Below are 16,269 nucleotides of genomic sequence, written 5' to 3'. Positions count from 1 at the left end.
ATCCTGTAAGAATCGCACGGTTAGGTGGCCATTGTGAGAATCCTCGGCATCTCCGCTTACTACCACGACAGTGCTGCTGCGTTAGTGGTAGATGGAGAGATCGCCGCTGCGGCACAGGAGGAGCGCTTCAGCCGCAAGAAGCACGACGCGCGCTTCCCGGTGCAGGCGGTGCGTTATTGCCTTGAGAGCCAGGGGCTGACGCTTGCCGATCTGGATGCGGTGGTGTACTACGAGAAACCGCTGCTCACGTTCGAGCGCCTACTCGAAACCTATCTCGGTGCTGCCCCTCGCGGTGGGCGATCGTTCGTGGCCGCCATGCAGGTGTGGCTGAAGGAGAAGCTGTTCCTCAAAACCGAGATCAAGAAGCAGCTCAAGGCGCTGGCCCCTGAGGGTGCCAGGCTCCCGGAGCTGCTGTTCAGCGAACACCACCTCTCCCATGCTGGAGCGGCCTTCTATCCCAGCCCATTTGAGAAGGCCGCGGTTCTGTGCATGGACGGGGTGGGCGAATGGGCCACCACCTCGGCCTGGCTGGGTGAGAGCAATGCACTCAAGCCGCTGTGGGAGATCAATTTCCCCCATTCACTAGGCCTGCTCTATTCCGCGTTCACCTACTACTGCGGTTTCAAGGTGAATTCCGGTGAGTACAAGCTGATGGGTTTGGCTCCCTATGGTGAGCCGCAGTATGCCCAGCTGATCAAGGATCACCTGATCGATATCAAGGACGACGGCAGTTTTCGCCTTGATCTCAGCTACTTCAAGTTCCACCGCGGCTTCCGAATGACGGGTCGCAAGTTCCACAAGTTGCTTGGCTGCCCTCCCCGTAAGGGCGAAAGCGAGCTCAGCCAGTTCCATATGGATCTGGCGGCTTCGATCCAGGTTGTGACGGAGGAGATCGTGCTCAAGCTGGCCCGCTCAATCCACGCCGACACCGGAGCCACCAACCTCTGTCTGGCTGGTGGCGTGGCGCTGAACTGCGTGGCGAATGGCAAGCTGCTGCGGGAGGGGCCCTTTGAGCAGATCTGGATCCAGCCCGCCAGCGGGGATGCAGGGTCGGCGCTCGGCGCGGCCCTGGTGGCCTGGCACCAGCATTTCGGCAAGCCCCGCGCCGTTCAGCTGGGTGATGCGATGAAGGGTACCTATCTCGGTCCCCGCTTTGCCAATGACGAGATTCGCTCCTATCTCGAGCAGATCAAGGCACCCTTCCACGTTCTCGACGACGGCCCGCTGTTTGAGCGGCTGGCGGAACTGCTCGATCAGGGAAAGGTCATTGGCTGGTTTAACGGCTCTATGGAATTTGGCCCCCGCTCCCTCGGCGGTCGTTCGATCATTGGCGATCCACGTAATCAGCAGATGCAGAGCGTGATGAACCTCAAGATCAAATACCGCGAGAGTTTCCGCCCCTTTGCTCCCTCGGTACTGGAGGAGGAGGTGGGCAACCAGTTTGAATTGGATGCCAAGAGCCCCTACATGCTGTTGGTCGCACCGGTGAAGCAGTCGCTCTGCAAGCCGATGACGCCCGAACAGGAGCAACTGTTTGGCATCGACAAGCTCAATGTGCCTCGCTCTGTGTTGCCCGCTATCACCCATGTGGACTATTCGGCCCGGGTGCAAACCGTTAGCCAATCAACCAATTCGCGTTACTATAATCTGATTAAGGCCTTCCAGCGCCGCACTGGTTGCCCTACGGTTGTGAATACGTCGTTCAATGTGCGCGGCGAGCCCATCGTGTGCACGCCACAAGATGCCTACCGCTGCTTCATGCGCACGGAAATGGATGTGCTGGTGTTGGAGAACCAGCTGCTGCTCAAACAGGAGCAGCCACAGCAGGAGCGCGATGAGCGCTGGATGCAGGACTTTGAACTCGACTGATCCGCATGGCTTCCCAAACCTCTGATCCAGGCCCCAGCAAGAAGCAGCTGCGGGACTTCGGCTTGCTAATCGGCATTGTGTTCCCGGTGGTGTTTGGTTGGCTGTTCCCGAGCCTCAGGGGCCATTCGCTGCCGTTGTGGCCGTTCGTGATTGGCGTCCCAGCCCTCCTTCTGGGCCTGCTGGCGCCCCGCACGCTTGCCTGGCCTTACCGGGGCTGGATGGCCCTGGGCCATGGCCTGGGCTGGGTGAACAGCCACCTGATCCTCGGGGTCGTGTTCCTGCTGGTGCTCCAGCCGATTGCCCTGGTGATGCGGCTCACGGGTTATGACCCACTACGCCGCCGCCGCGATGGCGCCAGCAGCTACCGCCAAGTTCGGCAGCATCCCACCATTAACCTCACCCGTATCTTCTGAGTTGCCATGGAAGCCTTTCTCGACCTGCTGAAGGACGTCTGGGACTTCCTCAAGGTGCGCAAGAAGTATTGGCTGGCACCGCTGATCATCACCATTGTGTTGATGGGTTCCCTGCTGGTGTTCACTCAGGGATCAGTGGTGGCTCCGTTCATCTATTCGATCTTCTGAGCCCAAGGTCTTGGGGGAGCCATTAGCCCCCGAAGTGGCGCACCACAGCCTCGGCGAAGCCGCTGCAGCTCACGGGCTCCACGGGGGGCTCCATTAGGCGGGCGAGGTCGTAAGTCACCTCGCCATTGGCGATGGCGGCGCTCAGCCCCTGGGTGATCAGGTCGGCGGCCTCCTGCCAGCCCATGAACTCGAGCATCATCACGCCGCTGAGGATCACCGAGCCGGGGTTGATGCGATCGAGACCGGCGTGCTTGGGCGCGGTGCCGTGGGTGGCCTCGAAGATGGCGGCGTGGTCGCCGATGTTGGCGCCGGGGGCCATGCCCAGGCCGCCCACCACGGCCGCGGCGGCATCGGAGATGTAGTCGCCGTTGAGGTTGAGGGTAGCCAGCACCGAGTAGTCGGCCGGGCGGGTCTGGATTTGCTGGAAGATGCTGTCGGCGATGCGGTCGTCTACCAGCACCATCTGCTTCCATTGGCCACCGCCGTGGCTGGTGCCGATGGCGTCGATCACGCCCTGCACTTCGGCGTCAATGGCCGCCTTCTTCTCGGGGGTGAGGCTGTCGTAGCCGGGCTCGATCATGCGGGCATTGGCCTCGATGCTCAGGCCGGGGTCCTGGTCGAGGTTGCCGAGGATCCAGCTCTCCCGCTCGGTGATGCACACAGCGCGGAATTCGGTGGTGGCCAGCTCGTAGCCCCAGTCGCGGAAGGCGCCCTCCGTGAATTTCATGATGTTGCCCTTGTGCACCAGGGTCACGTGGCGCTTGTCGCCCTCCAGACGCAGGGCGTGCTGGATGGCCTTGCGGATGTGGCGCTGGCTGCCGTGCTTGCTCACCGGCTTGATGCCGATGCCCGAGCCCGTGGGGATCTGGCGCTTGCCGAGCTTGCCGTTGGCGGGGATCACCACCTCGTTGAGGTGCTTGATCAGGTCGAGGCCAACGGGGTCGTTGGCTTCCCACTCGATCCCCATGTAGATGTCCTCGGTGTTCTCGCGATACACGATCACGTCGAGGTCTTGGGGCCGCTTGTGGGGGCTGGGGGTGCCGGCGTAATAGCGGCAGGGCCGCACGCAGCAGTAGAGGTCAAAGATCTGCCGCAGGGCCACGTTCAAGGAGCGGATGCCGCCGCCGATCGGCGTGGTGAGTGGCCCCTTGATGGCCACGCCATAGGTGCGGATCGCCTCAAGGGTGTCCTCCGGCAGGTACTGGTAGGTGCCGTAGAGGTCGCAGGCCTCATCGCCGGCGTACACCTTGAACCACTCGATCCGGCGTTCACCGCCGTAGGCCTTGGCCACCGCCGCATCCAGGACCTTCTGGGTGGCGGGCCAGATGTCCACGCCGGTGCCATCGCCGCGGATGAAGGGAATGATCGGGTCGATCGGCACCACCGGCTGGCCGTTCTCGAAGCGGATGGCCGTGCCCGTGGCTGGGGCGGTGAGCTTCTCGTAAGTGGCCATGGTGCGCCCCGGCGTGACAGCGATTGAGCGAGCCTATGCCTGCGGGTGGGCCTGAAAAGGTTGGTGGTGATCAGCGCCTCGGCCGGTCGCTTTGCTGGGGGGTCAGACCAATGACCGCGTGAGCTGCAGGATCCGTGCAAAGGTCAGGGCATACAGCCCCAGGATCATCCCCAGGTAGACCAGCACCAGGATCCGCCCCGTGCGCGTCACCCCCACGAGCGTGGGCTTGCTCTTGTTCAGGAGGGTGCTGATCGAGGCGTGGTAGTAATCAAACGACGTAATCCCCTTGGTTGGATTGGCGTCGCTAAGTTGCACTACGAGGCCAGGTTGCGCCTGGCCGACCAGATCCAGCCGATGGAAGATCCATCCCCAACTGATCACGAAGTAGGGCAGATACAGCACGATCTGGCCCAATAAGACGCCGGGTTGAACCTTGGAGCCTTCGAAGATCAGTCCGTTGATGGTGAGGTATTCGGCCAACAGCCGCAGGCAGAACCACGCCCCCAGGGCGTCAAAGCTCCAACGAGGTACCCGGAGCCCACGCCACAGGGCCGTTGTCATGGCAACCAACCCAACCCCGCAGATCACCATCGCCACGGGATGGATACGGTCGGCTTGCAAGAGGGTCAAGTCGGCGACGATGCGGCCGCTGGCGGTCCCGGTCAGCTGGCTGTCGAGGGAGCCGGCCGCACGCCGCAGCATTTCGGCGTTGATGTTCTGGAGCAGGTAGAGCAAGCCCAGCACGGCCAGCTCCTTGGTCTGTGCGCGGCGCCCTGCAGGGGCGATCACCATGGTGGGTTCCGGGCAGCAAGCCGAAACCCATGTTGGCAACCGCCGATCCGGACTGCCAAGGCTTGCCACCGTCATCAGCATGGGGGGCATGAACGCCGCCGATCAGGCCCAATCACTGGAACTGGCCCAGGCCATCGCCTCGGCAGCCGCCCTGTTTCGGGGCCACTTCCCTGATGCCCGGGCCAATCTCACCCCCTGGCGCGACGATCCCCAGACCCGCGCCTTCGCCGAGCTGGAGAGCCTGGATCTGTCGTTTCATCTGCCGGGCTGGAGCCCCCGCAGCCAGTGCCGCTCGTTTCTGGTGCAGTTGCGGCTGGAGCAGGCCCCGGTCTCGGCCGGGGGGCTGCCGCGCCTGCTGGGCGTCACGATCCGGGGGCTCACCTACGACGCGGAGCGCTGGCGGCTCGCCACCGTGGGCGACTGGCAGCCAGCGGGGAGCCACCTGCCCCAGCCGGCGGTGGTGGCGGCCCTGCAGGGCTTCTGCCGCGACCTGTTCGATCTGTTCGATGGGGCGGCTGGCGAGGGCTGCGCTGCGTAACCCTTCGCAACCTTGGCGGCAGGCTCGCGAATAGCGCGCCTACCTTGATCCCTCGGCTCAAGCAGCACCTCAGGACATGTCTGTCGCCCTTGCGTCCCAACTGCGGGAAGGGACCAAAAAGTCCCACACCATGGCGGAGAACACCGGCTTCGTGAGCTGCTTCCTCAAGGGTGTGGTGGACAAGGCCAGCTACCGCAAGCTGGTGGCCGATCTGTACTTCGTGTACGGGGCCATGGAAGAGGAGATCGCCAAGCTCAAGGAGCACCCGGTGGTGGCCCCGATCGCCTTCCCGCAGCTGAACCGCCGCGAGGCCCTCGAGCAAGACCTGGCCTATTACTTCGGCTCCGACTGGCGCCACCAGATCCAGCCTTCACCCTCGGCGGCGGCCTACGTGGCCCGCATCCACCAGGTGGCTCAGGACTCGCCCGAGCTGCTGGTGGGCCACCACTACACCCGCTACCTGGGCGACCTCTCCGGTGGCCTGATTCTCAAGAACATCGCCCAGAAGGCGATGAACCTGAGCGATCACGACGGCCTCAACTTCTACACGTTCCAGGCCATCGACGACGAGAAGGCCTTCAAGGGCACCTATCGCGCCGCCATGGACACCTTGCCCATCGATCAGGCCATGGCCGATCGCATCGTGGAGGAGGCCAATGAGGCCTTCCACCTGAACATGAACATGTTCAAGGAGCTGGAGGGCAACCTGGTGGCCGCCATCGGCAAGGTGCTGTTTGGCTTCCTCACCCGCCGCCAGCGGGCCGGCAGCACCGAAGCCGTTGCCGCCTGAGTGCGCCCTGTTCGCTTTCTGGTTCCCGGCACCACCGGCAAGTTCCGCTGCGGCGGCTTGCTCGTAGAGCTGCAAACGGCGCGGCTGGTGAGCCAGCTGGCACCGGTGCAGGTGGTGACCTACCGGCAGCGGGAACCGGATCATCCCTTCCTCGACGATCTGTTGCGCACGGAGCCCCCGGACGAGCCGGCTCTGTGGATCGTGAGCTGGGGCTTCGATGTGCCCAGGCTGTTGCGCCGCCTCACGGGGCGGCCTGTGGCTTATCACGCCCATAGCAGTGGCTACGGCTTTGATCTGCCGCCGGGGGTGCCGGTGCTGGCGGTGAGCCGCAACACCCTGGGCTACTGGGGGGACCGCAGCCCCCGCAGTCCGCTGTTCCTGGTGCCGAATGCCCTGGAGCTCCAGTGGATCGAGCGGGGTGCCCGCGATCGCCAGGAACCCCGCCCCATCGATGTGCTGGTGCAGCAGCGCAAGAGCAGTGCCTACGTGCTCCAGAAGCTGGTGCCGGCCCTGAGGGCCCGGGGCCTGCGGGTGGAGGTGCAGAGCGGCTGGGTGGACGATCTGGTGGATCTGTTCAACAGCGCCACCGTGGTGCTCTACGACTCGGCCGACTACTGGCGTGGCCGGGGCGTGAGCGAGGGCTTCGGGCTGCCGCCGATCGAGGCTCTGGCCTGCGGCTGCGTGGTGTTCAGCAGCCTCAACCATGCCCTGGCGGACACGCTGGATCCGGGTCTGCTCGGCCACCAGATCGGCTGCGGCAGCTTGGAGAACGACCTGGAGCGCATGGCGGCGGCGGCGGCGAACCCGGCTCCCTGGCGGCCCCAGCCGGCGGCCCTGGATGCCCTGCTGGAGGGGTGCAGCGAGGCGGCCCTGCTGGAGCGCTGGCGCCAAGCCCTCGAGCAACTCGGCCGCCACTGGGATCGCCTCGGTGAGGGGGCGGTGGTGCTGCGCAGCCCATCGCCCCGCCGCCTGCGCTGGCAGCAGCGGCTGCAACGGCTGCAACCGCTCCCCGGGCCAATCGGTTGGCTGGCTGGCCGCGTGCTGTTGATGCGCTGACGTCTGCGCCATAGCGTGAGGCCATGCGTAGCCAGACGTTCGATCAGATTCGGCAGCTCCTCGGTTATTTGCCTGAGCGTCGGCTGCGATCGTTGTTGGTGTTGGTGCCCTGTTCGGTGCTGCCGGGGGTGATTGATCTGGTGTCGGTGGCGGTGATCGCTCGCCTCACCGGCGCCCTGGTGGGTTCAGAACTGGAAGATCGCCTGCCCGGCGTGCATGTGTTCGGCGGCGATGGGGTGGATCAGAGCCTATGGCTGATCCTGGTGTTCATCGTGTTGGCCTGGCTGGCCTCACTCTCCAAGATCTCGCTGAAGTTCTTTCAGCAACGGCTCTCGGCCCAGATCTGGCGCGATCTTTCCGATCAGGTGCATGCCCGGCTCCTGCAGCAGGGCTATGCCTATCACCTCGGCAAGAGCACCGCTGAGCTGAGTTCGCAGCTGCTGAACAATCTCAATCGGGTGGCCACCAATGTGGTCACGCCGATCCTGCAGATCCTCAGCGCGTCGGTGTCGATCGTGTTGCTGTCGATCGGCATTCTGTTCGTGGGCCGCTGGCTGGCAGTGCTGCTGGTGGGCAGCCTGGTGCTGGCCTATGCCGTGATTTCCTCCAGCGTGACCCCGCGGCTGCGCCATGGGTTTCGCCAGAAGATGCGCCTGGAAACGGAATCCGCCAGCATCCTGTTTGAATCGCTCGGCTCGATTCGCGACATTCAACTCACCGGCTCTGAGCCCTATTTCGAGCGGATGTTTCAGGCCTCCGGCGAGAAGGCCCGGCATTACGCCTGGATCACCGAATGGTTGCCCGATCTGCCCCGTGGCTTGATCGAGCCCTTCGGGATCACGATGATCTTTGCGGTGGGGGCCGTGCCGGCCCTGATCAGCGGCGAGCCCAGCAAGGTGCGCGAGATCCTGCCCTTCCTCGCCACGATTGCCGTGGCGGCGCTGCGGCTCACGCCCCCCCTGCAGGATGCCTTCCGCTCCCTCACCCAGCTGCGTGGCGGCCTGCCCCTGCTGAATGGCGCCTTGCAGCTGCTCAACCTGCCGGCCGATCGCCCCACCCTGCGCAGTGCCGGGGTGCCCTCGGCAGCGGGGGTGTTTCCGCGGCACAGCATCCGCCTGCAGGATGTGTGGTATCGCTACCCCAGCTCCGAGGAGTGGGTGCTCAAGGGGGTGAATCTCTCCATCCCGGTGGGCTCGCGGGTGGCCCTGGTGGGGAGCACCGGCAGCGGCAAGAGCACCACCGCCAATCTGCTGCTGGGGTTGTTGCTGCCCAGCCGCGGCCACCTGGAACTGGATGGCATTCCGGTGGAGGGCTTGGATGTGCCGGCTTGGCAGGCCAACTGCGCCCAGGTGCCCCAGGCGATCAACCTGCTCAATGGCAGCGTGCTGGAAAACGTGGCCTTTGGCATCCCTCCGGACCAGGCCGATCAGCACCGGGTGTGGGAGGCCCTCGAGGCGGCCCAGCTGCAGGATTTTGTGGCGGAACTGCCCTATGGCCTTCATACCCCGGTGGGGGAGAACGGCCTGCGGCTCTCCGGCGGCCAGCGCCAGCGGCTGGCCCTGGCCCGTGCCTTCTACCGCCAGGCCAAGTTCCTGGTGCTGGATGAGGCCACCAGCGCCCTGGATAACCGCACTGAATCGGAGGTGATCGAGGCCCTGGAGGTGGTGGGCCGCCGCTGCACCACCGTGGTGATTGCCCACCGGCTCAGCACCGTGCAGCGCTGCGACCGGATCTATGAGTTCCACCAGGGCGAGGTGAAGGCCTACGGCAGCTTCCACGAACTGCAGGAGCGCTCCGCCAGCTTCCGGGAATTGGCGATGCTGGAGAACCGACTGGCCGGTTAGGTCTTGGTGACTGCCCCATGAGTTTTCTCGCCGGCCTCAACGATGCCCAGCGCAAGGCTGTGGATCACCACACCGGCCCACTGCTGGTGGTGGCAGGTGCCGGCAGCGGTAAAACCCGGGCCCTCACCCACCGCATCGCCCACCTGATCGGCCACCACGGCGTGGATCCGGCCGAGTTGCTGGCCGTGACGTTCACCAACAAGGCCGCCCGGGAGATGAAGGAGCGGCTGGAGTTGCTGCTGGCCCAGAAACTGGCCCAGAGCCAGTTCGGCCAGCCCTGGAGCACCCTGCCGCCGGTGGAGCAGCGCCAGCTGCGCTCGCGCATCTACCGGGAGGTGATCAAAGATCTGTGGATCGGCACCTTCCACGCTCTGTTTGCGCGGCTGCTGCGCTTCGACATCGACAAGTTCAAGGATCCGGAGGGTTTGAGCTGGACCCGCCAGTTCTCGATCTACGACGAGACCGACACCCAAAGCCTGGTGAAGGAGATCGTGACCCAGGAGCTGGGGCTCGATCCCAAGCGGTTTGAACCCAAGAAGGTGCGCTGGGCCATCAGCAGCGCCAAGAACCAGGGCTGGATGCCTGAGCAGCTGGAGGCTGAAGCCGGCGGCCAGCGGGGCAAGTTGATGGCCGAAACCTACCGGCGCTACCGCCGGGCCCTGGCGGCCAACAACGCCCTGGATTTCGATGATCTGCTGTTGCTGCCCGTGCAGCTGCTGCGCCAGAACGAGCAGGTGCGGGGCTACTGGCACCGGCGCTTTCGCCACGTGCTGGTGGATGAGTATCAGGACACCAACCGCACCCAGTACGACCTGATCAAGCTGCTGGTCACCGATGGCCAGGATCCTGAGGTGTACGACAACTGGGAGGGTCGCTCTGTGTTCGTGGTGGGCGATGCCGACCAGAGCATCTACAGCTTCCGGGCCGCCGATTTCACGATCCTGATGGGTTTTCAGGACGACTTCGGTGATGGCGCCGCTGATGACGCCACCCGCACGATGGTGAAGCTGGAGGAGAACTACCGCTCCACCGCCACGATCCTGGAGGCGGCCAATGCCCTGATCGCCCACAACTCAGAGCGGATCGATAAGGTGCTGCGCCCCACCCGCGGCGAAGGGGAGCTGATCACCCTCACCCGCTGCGACGACGAGATCGCCGAGGCCGAAGCCGTGGTGCATCGCATGCGCATGCTCGATGCGGCCCACCCCGATCTGCGCTGGGGTGATATGGCGGTGCTGTATCGCACCAATGCCCAATCGCGGGCGATGGAGGAATCGCTGGTGCGTTGGGGCATCCCCTACATCGTGGTGGGCGGCCTGCGCTTCTACGACCGGCGCGAGATCAAGGATGTGCTCGCCTACCTGAAGCTGCTGGTGAACCCGGCGGACACGGTGAGCCTGCTGCGGGTGCTGAACACCCCCAAGCGGGGCATCGGCAAAACCACGATTGAGCGGCTCACGGATGCCTCCAACCAGCTGGGCATTCCCCTGTGGGAGGTGGTGCGCGATCCCGAGGCCGTGCGCACCCTGGGGGGCCGCTCCGCCAAGGGCCTGTTGCAGTTCTGTGAGCTCATCAACGATCTGCAGGGCCGATCCCAGGAGGCAGCGCCCTCGGAGCTGGTGCAGCGGGTGATGGAGCAGAGCGGCTATGTGGCCGAGCTGATCGCCGATGGCACCGATGAGGCGGAAGATCGGCGCCGCAACCTCAACGAGCTGGTGAATGCGGCCCTGCAATACCAGGAGGAGAACGAGGAGGGATCCCTGGAGGATTTCCTGGCCTCCGCGGCCCTGGCCAGCGGTGCCGACAGCAAGGACACCGAGCAGGACCGGGTGACCCTGATGACCCTGCACGCCAGCAAGGGCCTGGAGTTCCCGGTGGTGTTCCTGGTGGGGATGGAGCAGGGGCTGTTCCCCAGCTACCGCTCCCTGGAGGATCCCGCCGCCATGGAGGAGGAGCGGCGCCTCTGCTACGTGGGCATCACCCGGGCCAAGGAGCGCCTGTTCCTCTCCCATGCCAGTGAGCGACGCCTGTGGGGGGGCATGCGCGAGCCGGCGGTGCCCTCGGTGTTCCTCTCGGAGCTGCCGGAGGAACTGGTGCAGGGCGATATCCCCCGCAGTGGTGGTGCCGCCATCCGCCGCGAGAACCGGCTGGAGCGCCTCACTCGGGTGGACCGGGATGCGCCCAGTGCTGCGGCCGCCCCCGCCAACGCCGTGCGCCGGCGCAGCACCAGCAAGGCCTGGGCCGTGGGGGATCGCCTGTTGCACAGCTCCTTTGGCGAGGGCAAGGTGACCCACCTGTTTGGCAGCGGCGAGAAGATCTCGATCGCCGTGAAGTTCGAAGGGCTGCCCCCCAAGATTCTCGATCCGCGCCTGGCGCCGATTGAGCCGCTCTGAAGGCCGGCGCGGCCGCAAGATCCGCCCTCACGGCCTTCGCATCAACAGCTCGTTAGAACCCACCCCGTTCCAGCCACTCAGCCAGCACCACCCAGCGCCAGTAGGGCCCCCAGCGGCCGCTGCTCTGCAGCAGGGCCCAGCTGCCCCAGAAGCCCCGGCGGCCCACGCGCAGTCCCTGGGGGCTCAGGTGCCGGTGCAGCAGGCCCAGAATTCGGCGTGGCGCAAAGCGTGGTGCGCCCTGAAGCCAGGGGGCCAGGGCGAGGTTGAACCCCCGCTTTGGCGCCGAGAGCACCTCGGCCGGCAAACGCCTTGCTGCCAGGCACCGCAGCAGGGTTTTCGGGCCTTCGGCCCGGTGCAGGGGTTCCGGGATCGCCAGGGCCAGCTGCACCAGATCCCGATCGAGGAAGGGCACGCGCAGCTCCAGGCCGTGGTGCATGGATACCGCATCGCCATCGCGCAGCAGGGTGTTCTGCAGGTAGCCAGCTAGCTCCAGCTGGCTGCAGTTGCGGAGCGGCACCACGGGGCCGCCATGGGCCTGGCCTCCGGGCACCAGCTGGGCCTGCTGCGCGATCAGCTGACGCTGCCGGTGCCGGGGCAGCCCGTGGCCATGGATGCGGCGTACCCGCAGCAGCGCTCGAGCATCCAGGCTGCCCATGTGGCCGTAGCCGCCGAACAGCTCATCGGCGCCCAGCCCGGAGAAGGCCACCCGCATGCCCCCGGCGGCGGCGGCCCTGGCCACCAGGAAGCTGTTGAATCCATCGATGCTCGGCTGGTCGATGGCGTCGAGGAAGCCATCGAAGCTGGCCTCCAGCTCGGGCCTGCCGATCCGCAGCGTGGTGTGGCTGAGATGCAGCTGCCGAGCCGTGGCTTCGGCCAGGTTGCTCTCGTCCACCGCCCCGGGCAGGTTGCGGAACCCCACCGACACACTGTGGATCGTGCCGCCGTGCTGCTCCCGCAATAGGGCCCCCAGCAGGCCCGAATCGAGGCCGCCGCTGAGGAACAGGCCCACCGGCACATCGCCGATCACCTGGCGTGTCACGGCCTGCTGCAGGGCCTGCTCCACCGCCGCGGTGGCCTCCGGGAGGCTGGTGGGCACCGCGGCCAGGGGGGCCTGGCTGTCATCGAAGCGCTGCAGCTGCCAGCCCCGCTCCGCCGTCCAGTGGCCCCAGTGCCCCGCCGGGAACACCTCCACACCGGCCAGCAGGCTGGCGGGTGCCGTCACCGCGCCCCAGAAGCTGTAGCTGTCCAGGGCATCCGGGTTGAGTTGGCGCCGGCTGGCGAGGCCGGTGGCCTCGAAGGCGCTGAGTTCGGAGCCAAAGGCGCAGCTGTTGCCATCCCGATGCCACAGCAGCGGTTTCACGCCGAAGCCATCGCGGGCCAGGGTGAGCCGCTGCTGTTGGGGCTCCCAGGCCGCCACGGCAAAGATGCCGTTGAGGCGGTCCCATAGGCCTGATCCCCACTGCCGCAGGCCCTGCAGCAGCACCTCGGTGTCGCTGTGGGAGTGGAAGCTCCGGCCGTGGCCTTCCAGCTCGCGCCGCAGCTCCTGCTGGTTGTAGATCTCCCCGTTGAACACCAGCACAAGATCGCCGCTGGGCGATGCCATCGGCTGGTGTCCCAGGGGGGAGAGGTCTTGGATGGCCAGGCGGGTGTGCAGCAGCGTTGCCTGGCCATCGCTCCATTGCCCCTGGCTGTCGGGGCCGCGGCCGCGCAGGGCATTGATGGCGGCTCTCTGCTGCGTTGGCGTCAGTGCCAGCCCCACACTGCCGAACAGTCCGCACATGGCTTGCCGTCTGTTGCCAGGGCAGGGTCTTCGCCATGATGCTGCCTTGAAGGCCACGGTTCGTGGCACGTGCCGTGGAGATCCCTGGCGTTCCGCCCCAGCTTGTTCAGGCCCTGATCGCTGTGGCGGCGGGCCAGCGGCTGGCGCTGGTGGGCGGTGCCGTGCGCGATCTGCTGCTGCACCGCGTGCACAACGACCCCTGGCGCGGATTGCCGGATCTCGATCTGGTGGTGGAGGGTCAGGCGGCTGCGCTGGTGGAACGGCTGCAGCTGCCGGCCAGCGCGCGCGCCCATGGTGCTTTCGGCACGGTGGAGCTGGAGCTGCGGTTGCCAGGCGGCGGAGCCTGGCTCGTGGATCTGGCCTCCGCCCGCCAGGAGGTGTACCCCCAGCCGGCCGAGAACCCCAGCGTTCAGCTCGGTCGCCTCGACGACGACCTGGCCCGGCGCGACTTCAGCGTGAATGCCATGGCCCTGCTGCTGGCGGGGGATGGCTCTGGTGCCGTGTTGCTGGATCCCCATGGCGGCCAGGCGGATCTGGCCCGCCGGCAGCTGCGGCTGCTCCATCCCCACAGCCTGCGCGACGATCCCACCCGGCTACTGCGGGCGGCCCGCTACAGCGCTCGGCTGGGGTTTGCGCTGGCGCCCGAGAGCGCCCAGCAGGCCTCCGCCACCCTGGCGGCCTGGCCCTGGGCCTGGACGCCAGGAGACGACCCAACCCAGGCGCCGCCCGCCCTGGGCACGCGGTTGCGGATGGAGTTGGAGCTCTTGCTGGAGCGGGAGCCCTGGTGCCAGGCCCTGGCGGCCCTGCAGGGTTGGGGTGGGATGGCTCTGCTCGATGCCCAGCTCCAGGCCGATCGCCACTGGCGCCGCCGCCTGGCCTGGGCCCAGCGGCTGGGCCTGCCACTGCTGGCGGCCCTGGTGGCGGGTGCGGCGGACCCGCTGGCCCTGGCGGAGCGACTGCAATTGCCCCATCGCCAGCACAAACTTCTGGCCCAATGGCTGGAGCTGCGCCGGCGGCTGGCCGAGCCCTTACCCGGCTGTCCCTCGGCCTGGTGCGCCCTGCTCGAGGCCCCGGGCCTCAGCCCTGAGGCGGTGGCCCTGGCCCTGGCCACTGGGATTGGTCCCAGGCGGCCGCTGCTGCACTGGTGGGCCCACTGGCGGCATGTGCCCGCTCCCCTCAGCGCTGCGGAGCTGATGGCCCAGGAGGGCCTGAATCCGGGGCCGGCCCTGGGGGAACGCCTGCGGCAACTGCGGGCGGAGCGGCTGGATCAGCACCGCCTGGCCAGTTCCTCATCCCGTAGTTCGTTCACGTCGTAGCGGTGGAAGTAGGCTAGATCGCGCACGTTGCTGTAGTCGGTGCTGTTTACATCGCCGCGGCTCATCTTCACGCTGCGGAACAGCTCCTCAGATTGGATGGCGTAGTGGTTGAGATGCAACGCGCTGCGGGTGAGTAACGCCTCGCTGATGGGCTGGAAGCTGCCGCGCCGGGCGGGGCTGCCATCGGGAAGGATGCGCCGGCCCCAGAGCAGGTTGCAGCTGTGTACATCGAGGCTGCGGATGCGGGAGCTGCGGGCGATGGTTTTGCCGGCGATCGCGTGGGGAGTGGGCATGCAGGGATGGGGCTGCAGCCGGTTGTCGGCATTGGCCCGGTGGATGAAGCCTGCCCGCACTCCCTCGGCCGGTTGCCGCCCATGGCCGGAGGAGCCGAACATCTTCCAGGGGATCTGCACGCTGCTCACCAGGGGGCTGAGCTGCCGCAACGCATCGACGCAGCGCTGATGGCTGCCGCGGGCATACACGAACTCGTCGAGATCGCACACCAGTAGCCAGTGGCAGAGGGGCCGCAGGCGCTGGAGCTGCTCGTTGTAGATCGTGCGCTGGGCATGCAGGCGACTGTCGTGGTGGAGCGTGACCAGGCCGCTGGCGAGGAAGGGAGCCAGCGGGGTGAGGTAGTTGTCGGTGCTGTTGTTGTTCACCAAGTGGATAGCCGTGGCCCCCTCGGCGGCGTAGTGCTCCACCCATTCGGCCAACACGTGGGCCTCGTTCTTGAACAGGGCCAGCACCGCCAGTTGATGGGGCTTGTGCCAGCGCAGCGAGGCGAGACAGGCGGTGGCTTCCCGCAGGATCCGCTGGGCCTTCACGCGGCGCCGTAGCCCTGGGGATTGGCGCTCTGCCAGGCCCAGCCGTCGCGGCACATGTCCGCCAGGCTGCGGCGGGTGCGCCAGCCCAGCACGTCTGCTGCCAGGCTTGGATCGGCCACGGTGGTGGCGGCATCGCCGGGGCGGCGATCCACCACGGCGTAGGGCACCGGCCGGCCGCTGGCCTGGGCAAAGGCCTGCACCACCTCCAGCACCGAGTGGCCGCTGCCGCTGCCGAGGTTGAGGCTGAGCAGCTGGGGGCCCTGGCTCAGCAGGTGCTCCACGGCGCTGCGGTGGCCCTCGGCCAGGTCCATCACGTGGATGTAATCGCGCACGCCGGTGCCATCGGGGGTGGGCCAGTCGCCGCCAAACACCTCCAGCTGCTGGCGCCGGCCCACGGCCACCTGGCTCACGAAGGGGAACAGGTTGTTGGGGATGCCGTTGGGGTCTTCGCCGATGCGGCCGCTGGGGTGGGCCCCCACGGGGTTGAAGTAGCGCAGCCGGGCGATGCGCCAACCCGCTTCACTGGCGGCCAGATCGGCCAGCAGCTGCTCCACGGCCGCTTTGCTGTGGCCGTAGGGGTTGATCGGGCGGATCGGCGCGGTTTCGGGGATCGGCACCTGCTCCGGCATGCCGTAGAGGGTGGCGCTGCTGCTGAAGGCAATGGTGCGGCAGTTGTGGGCCTGCATGGCGGCAAGCAGGCAGCGGCTACCGGCCAGGTTCACATCCCAATAGCGCAGGGGATGGGCCACCGATTCGCCCACGGCCTTGAGCCCGGCGAAGTGGATCACGGCCTCCATGGCGCCCATGCGAAAGGCGCGATCCAGATCAGCCGGGCTGCGGATGTCGCCCTCCAGCACCTGCAGCCGCTGGCCTGCGGTGGGGCCCGCCAGCTCAGCCACTCGCCGCAGCGCTTCGGGGGAGCTGTTGGCGAAGTTATCGAGCACCACCAGGCTGTGGCCCGCCTCCAGCAGAACTAGGCAGGTGTGGCTGCCGATGAAGCCGGCACCGCCGGTGATCAGGAGCTGGGCCACAG

The 16,269-nt window shown here is 66.7% G+C and carries 14 protein-coding genes; 9 read left to right on the top strand and 5 right to left on the bottom strand.

Features of this window, described 5'->3' with window-relative positions:
• Positions 1 to 30: 30 nt before the first annotated feature.
• Genes KBZ14_RS04675 through KBZ14_RS04665 form a run of 3 tightly spaced genes read left to right on the top strand, consistent with a single transcriptional unit; the run spans position 31 to position 2,450 of the window.
• Positions 31 to 1,869, top strand: coding sequence for a carbamoyltransferase family protein (locus KBZ14_RS04675; protein ID WP_255117229.1), 1,839 nt, complete (start codon positions 31 to 33; stop codon positions 1,867 to 1,869).
• Between the two features lie 5 nt (positions 1,870 to 1,874).
• A complete protein-coding gene (locus KBZ14_RS04670; RefSeq protein WP_255117151.1) occupies positions 1,875 to 2,282 on the top strand; it encodes an SxtJ family membrane protein in 408 nt (135 codons plus the stop codon).
• Between the two features lie 6 nt (positions 2,283 to 2,288).
• The gene (locus KBZ14_RS04665; protein WP_247909660.1) at positions 2,289 to 2,450 is read left to right on the top strand and encodes a DUF5989 family protein; all 162 of its coding nucleotides are present in this window, start codon (positions 2,289 to 2,291) and stop codon (positions 2,448 to 2,450) included.
• Positions 2,451 to 2,472: 22 nt separating this feature from the next.
• Here KBZ14_RS04665 and KBZ14_RS04660 read toward each other — a convergent pair whose 3' ends face one another.
• Both KBZ14_RS04660 and KBZ14_RS04655 read right to left on the bottom strand, forming a co-directional pair.
• Positions 2,473 to 3,903 (bottom strand): NADP-dependent isocitrate dehydrogenase, encoded by a 1,431-nt coding sequence (locus tag KBZ14_RS04660; protein WP_255117150.1) that lies wholly within the window; start codon positions 3,901 to 3,903, stop codon positions 2,473 to 2,475.
• A 102-nt stretch (positions 3,904 to 4,005) separates the two neighbouring features.
• Positions 4,006 to 4,695, bottom strand: coding sequence for a hypothetical protein (locus KBZ14_RS04655; protein WP_255117149.1), 690 nt, complete (start codon positions 4,693 to 4,695; stop codon positions 4,006 to 4,008).
• 88 nt (positions 4,696 to 4,783) lie between these two features.
• Between KBZ14_RS04655 and KBZ14_RS04650 the strand changes: the two genes are divergently transcribed.
• The 5 genes from KBZ14_RS04650 to KBZ14_RS04630 all read left to right on the top strand — a co-directional run bounded on the left by KBZ14_RS04650 (position 4,784) and on the right by KBZ14_RS04630 (position 11,316).
• Positions 4,784 to 5,233 carry a hypothetical protein gene (locus KBZ14_RS04650; RefSeq protein ID WP_255117148.1) on the top strand — a complete coding sequence of 150 codons (450 nt, stop codon included), beginning with the start codon at positions 4,784 to 4,786 and terminating at the stop codon, positions 5,231 to 5,233.
• 76 nt (positions 5,234 to 5,309) lie between these two features.
• Entirely contained in the window at positions 5,310 to 6,023 is a 714-nt protein-coding gene (locus KBZ14_RS04645) for a biliverdin-producing heme oxygenase (protein WP_255117147.1), read from the top strand.
• Positions 6,024 to 7,079: a glycosyltransferase gene (locus tag KBZ14_RS04640; protein ID WP_255117146.1), complete on the top strand. Its 1,056-nt coding sequence runs from the start codon at positions 6,024 to 6,026 to the stop codon at positions 7,077 to 7,079.
• Positions 7,080 to 7,102: 23 nt separating this feature from the next.
• On the top strand, positions 7,103 to 8,923 hold the full coding sequence (locus KBZ14_RS04635) for an ABC transporter ATP-binding protein (protein ID WP_255117145.1): 1,821 nt from the start codon (positions 7,103 to 7,105) through the stop codon (positions 8,921 to 8,923).
• 17 nt (positions 8,924 to 8,940) lie between these two features.
• Positions 8,941 to 11,316, top strand: a complete 2,376-nt coding sequence (locus KBZ14_RS04630; protein WP_255117144.1) for a UvrD-helicase domain-containing protein — start codon at positions 8,941 to 8,943, stop codon at positions 11,314 to 11,316.
• Positions 11,317 to 11,368: 52 nt separating this feature from the next.
• Here the strand turns inward: KBZ14_RS04630 and asnB are convergent, their stop codons facing one another.
• The gene (gene asnB / locus KBZ14_RS04625; RefSeq protein WP_255117143.1) at positions 11,369 to 13,096 is read right to left on the bottom strand and encodes an asparagine synthase (glutamine-hydrolyzing); all 1,728 of its coding nucleotides are present in this window, start codon (positions 13,094 to 13,096) and stop codon (positions 11,369 to 11,371) included.
• Positions 13,097 to 13,158: 62 nt separating this feature from the next.
• On the opposite strand from asnB, the gene KBZ14_RS04620 reads away from it, so the two are divergent.
• Positions 13,159 to 14,412, top strand: a complete 1,254-nt coding sequence (locus KBZ14_RS04620; protein WP_255117142.1) for a tRNA nucleotidyltransferase/poly(A) polymerase family protein — start codon at positions 13,159 to 13,161, stop codon at positions 14,410 to 14,412.
• Here the strand turns inward: KBZ14_RS04620 and KBZ14_RS04615 are convergent.
• Together KBZ14_RS04615 and galE are read right to left on the bottom strand one after the other, a co-directional pair.
• Positions 14,364 to 15,290 carry a glycosyltransferase family 92 protein gene (locus KBZ14_RS04615; RefSeq protein ID WP_255117141.1) on the bottom strand — a complete coding sequence of 309 codons (927 nt, stop codon included), beginning with the start codon at positions 15,288 to 15,290 and terminating at the stop codon, positions 14,364 to 14,366. The genes KBZ14_RS04620 and KBZ14_RS04615 overlap by 49 nt on opposite strands.
• Complete coding sequence (gene galE, locus KBZ14_RS04610) at positions 15,233 to 16,267, bottom strand: UDP-glucose 4-epimerase GalE (RefSeq protein ID WP_255117140.1); 1,035 nt, start codon at positions 16,265 to 16,267, stop codon at positions 15,233 to 15,235. The genes KBZ14_RS04615 and galE overlap by 58 nt, the downstream gene beginning before the upstream one ends.
• Positions 16,268 to 16,269 lie beyond the last annotated feature (2 nt).

This window comes from Synechococcus sp. HJ21-Hayes, assembly GCF_024345835.1.
Classification (GTDB): Bacteria; Cyanobacteriota; Cyanobacteriia; order PCC-6307; family Cyanobiaceae; genus Vulcanococcus.
Note: the sequence above shows the minus strand (reverse complement) of the source record. Positions and strands in the feature narration are given on the sequence as shown.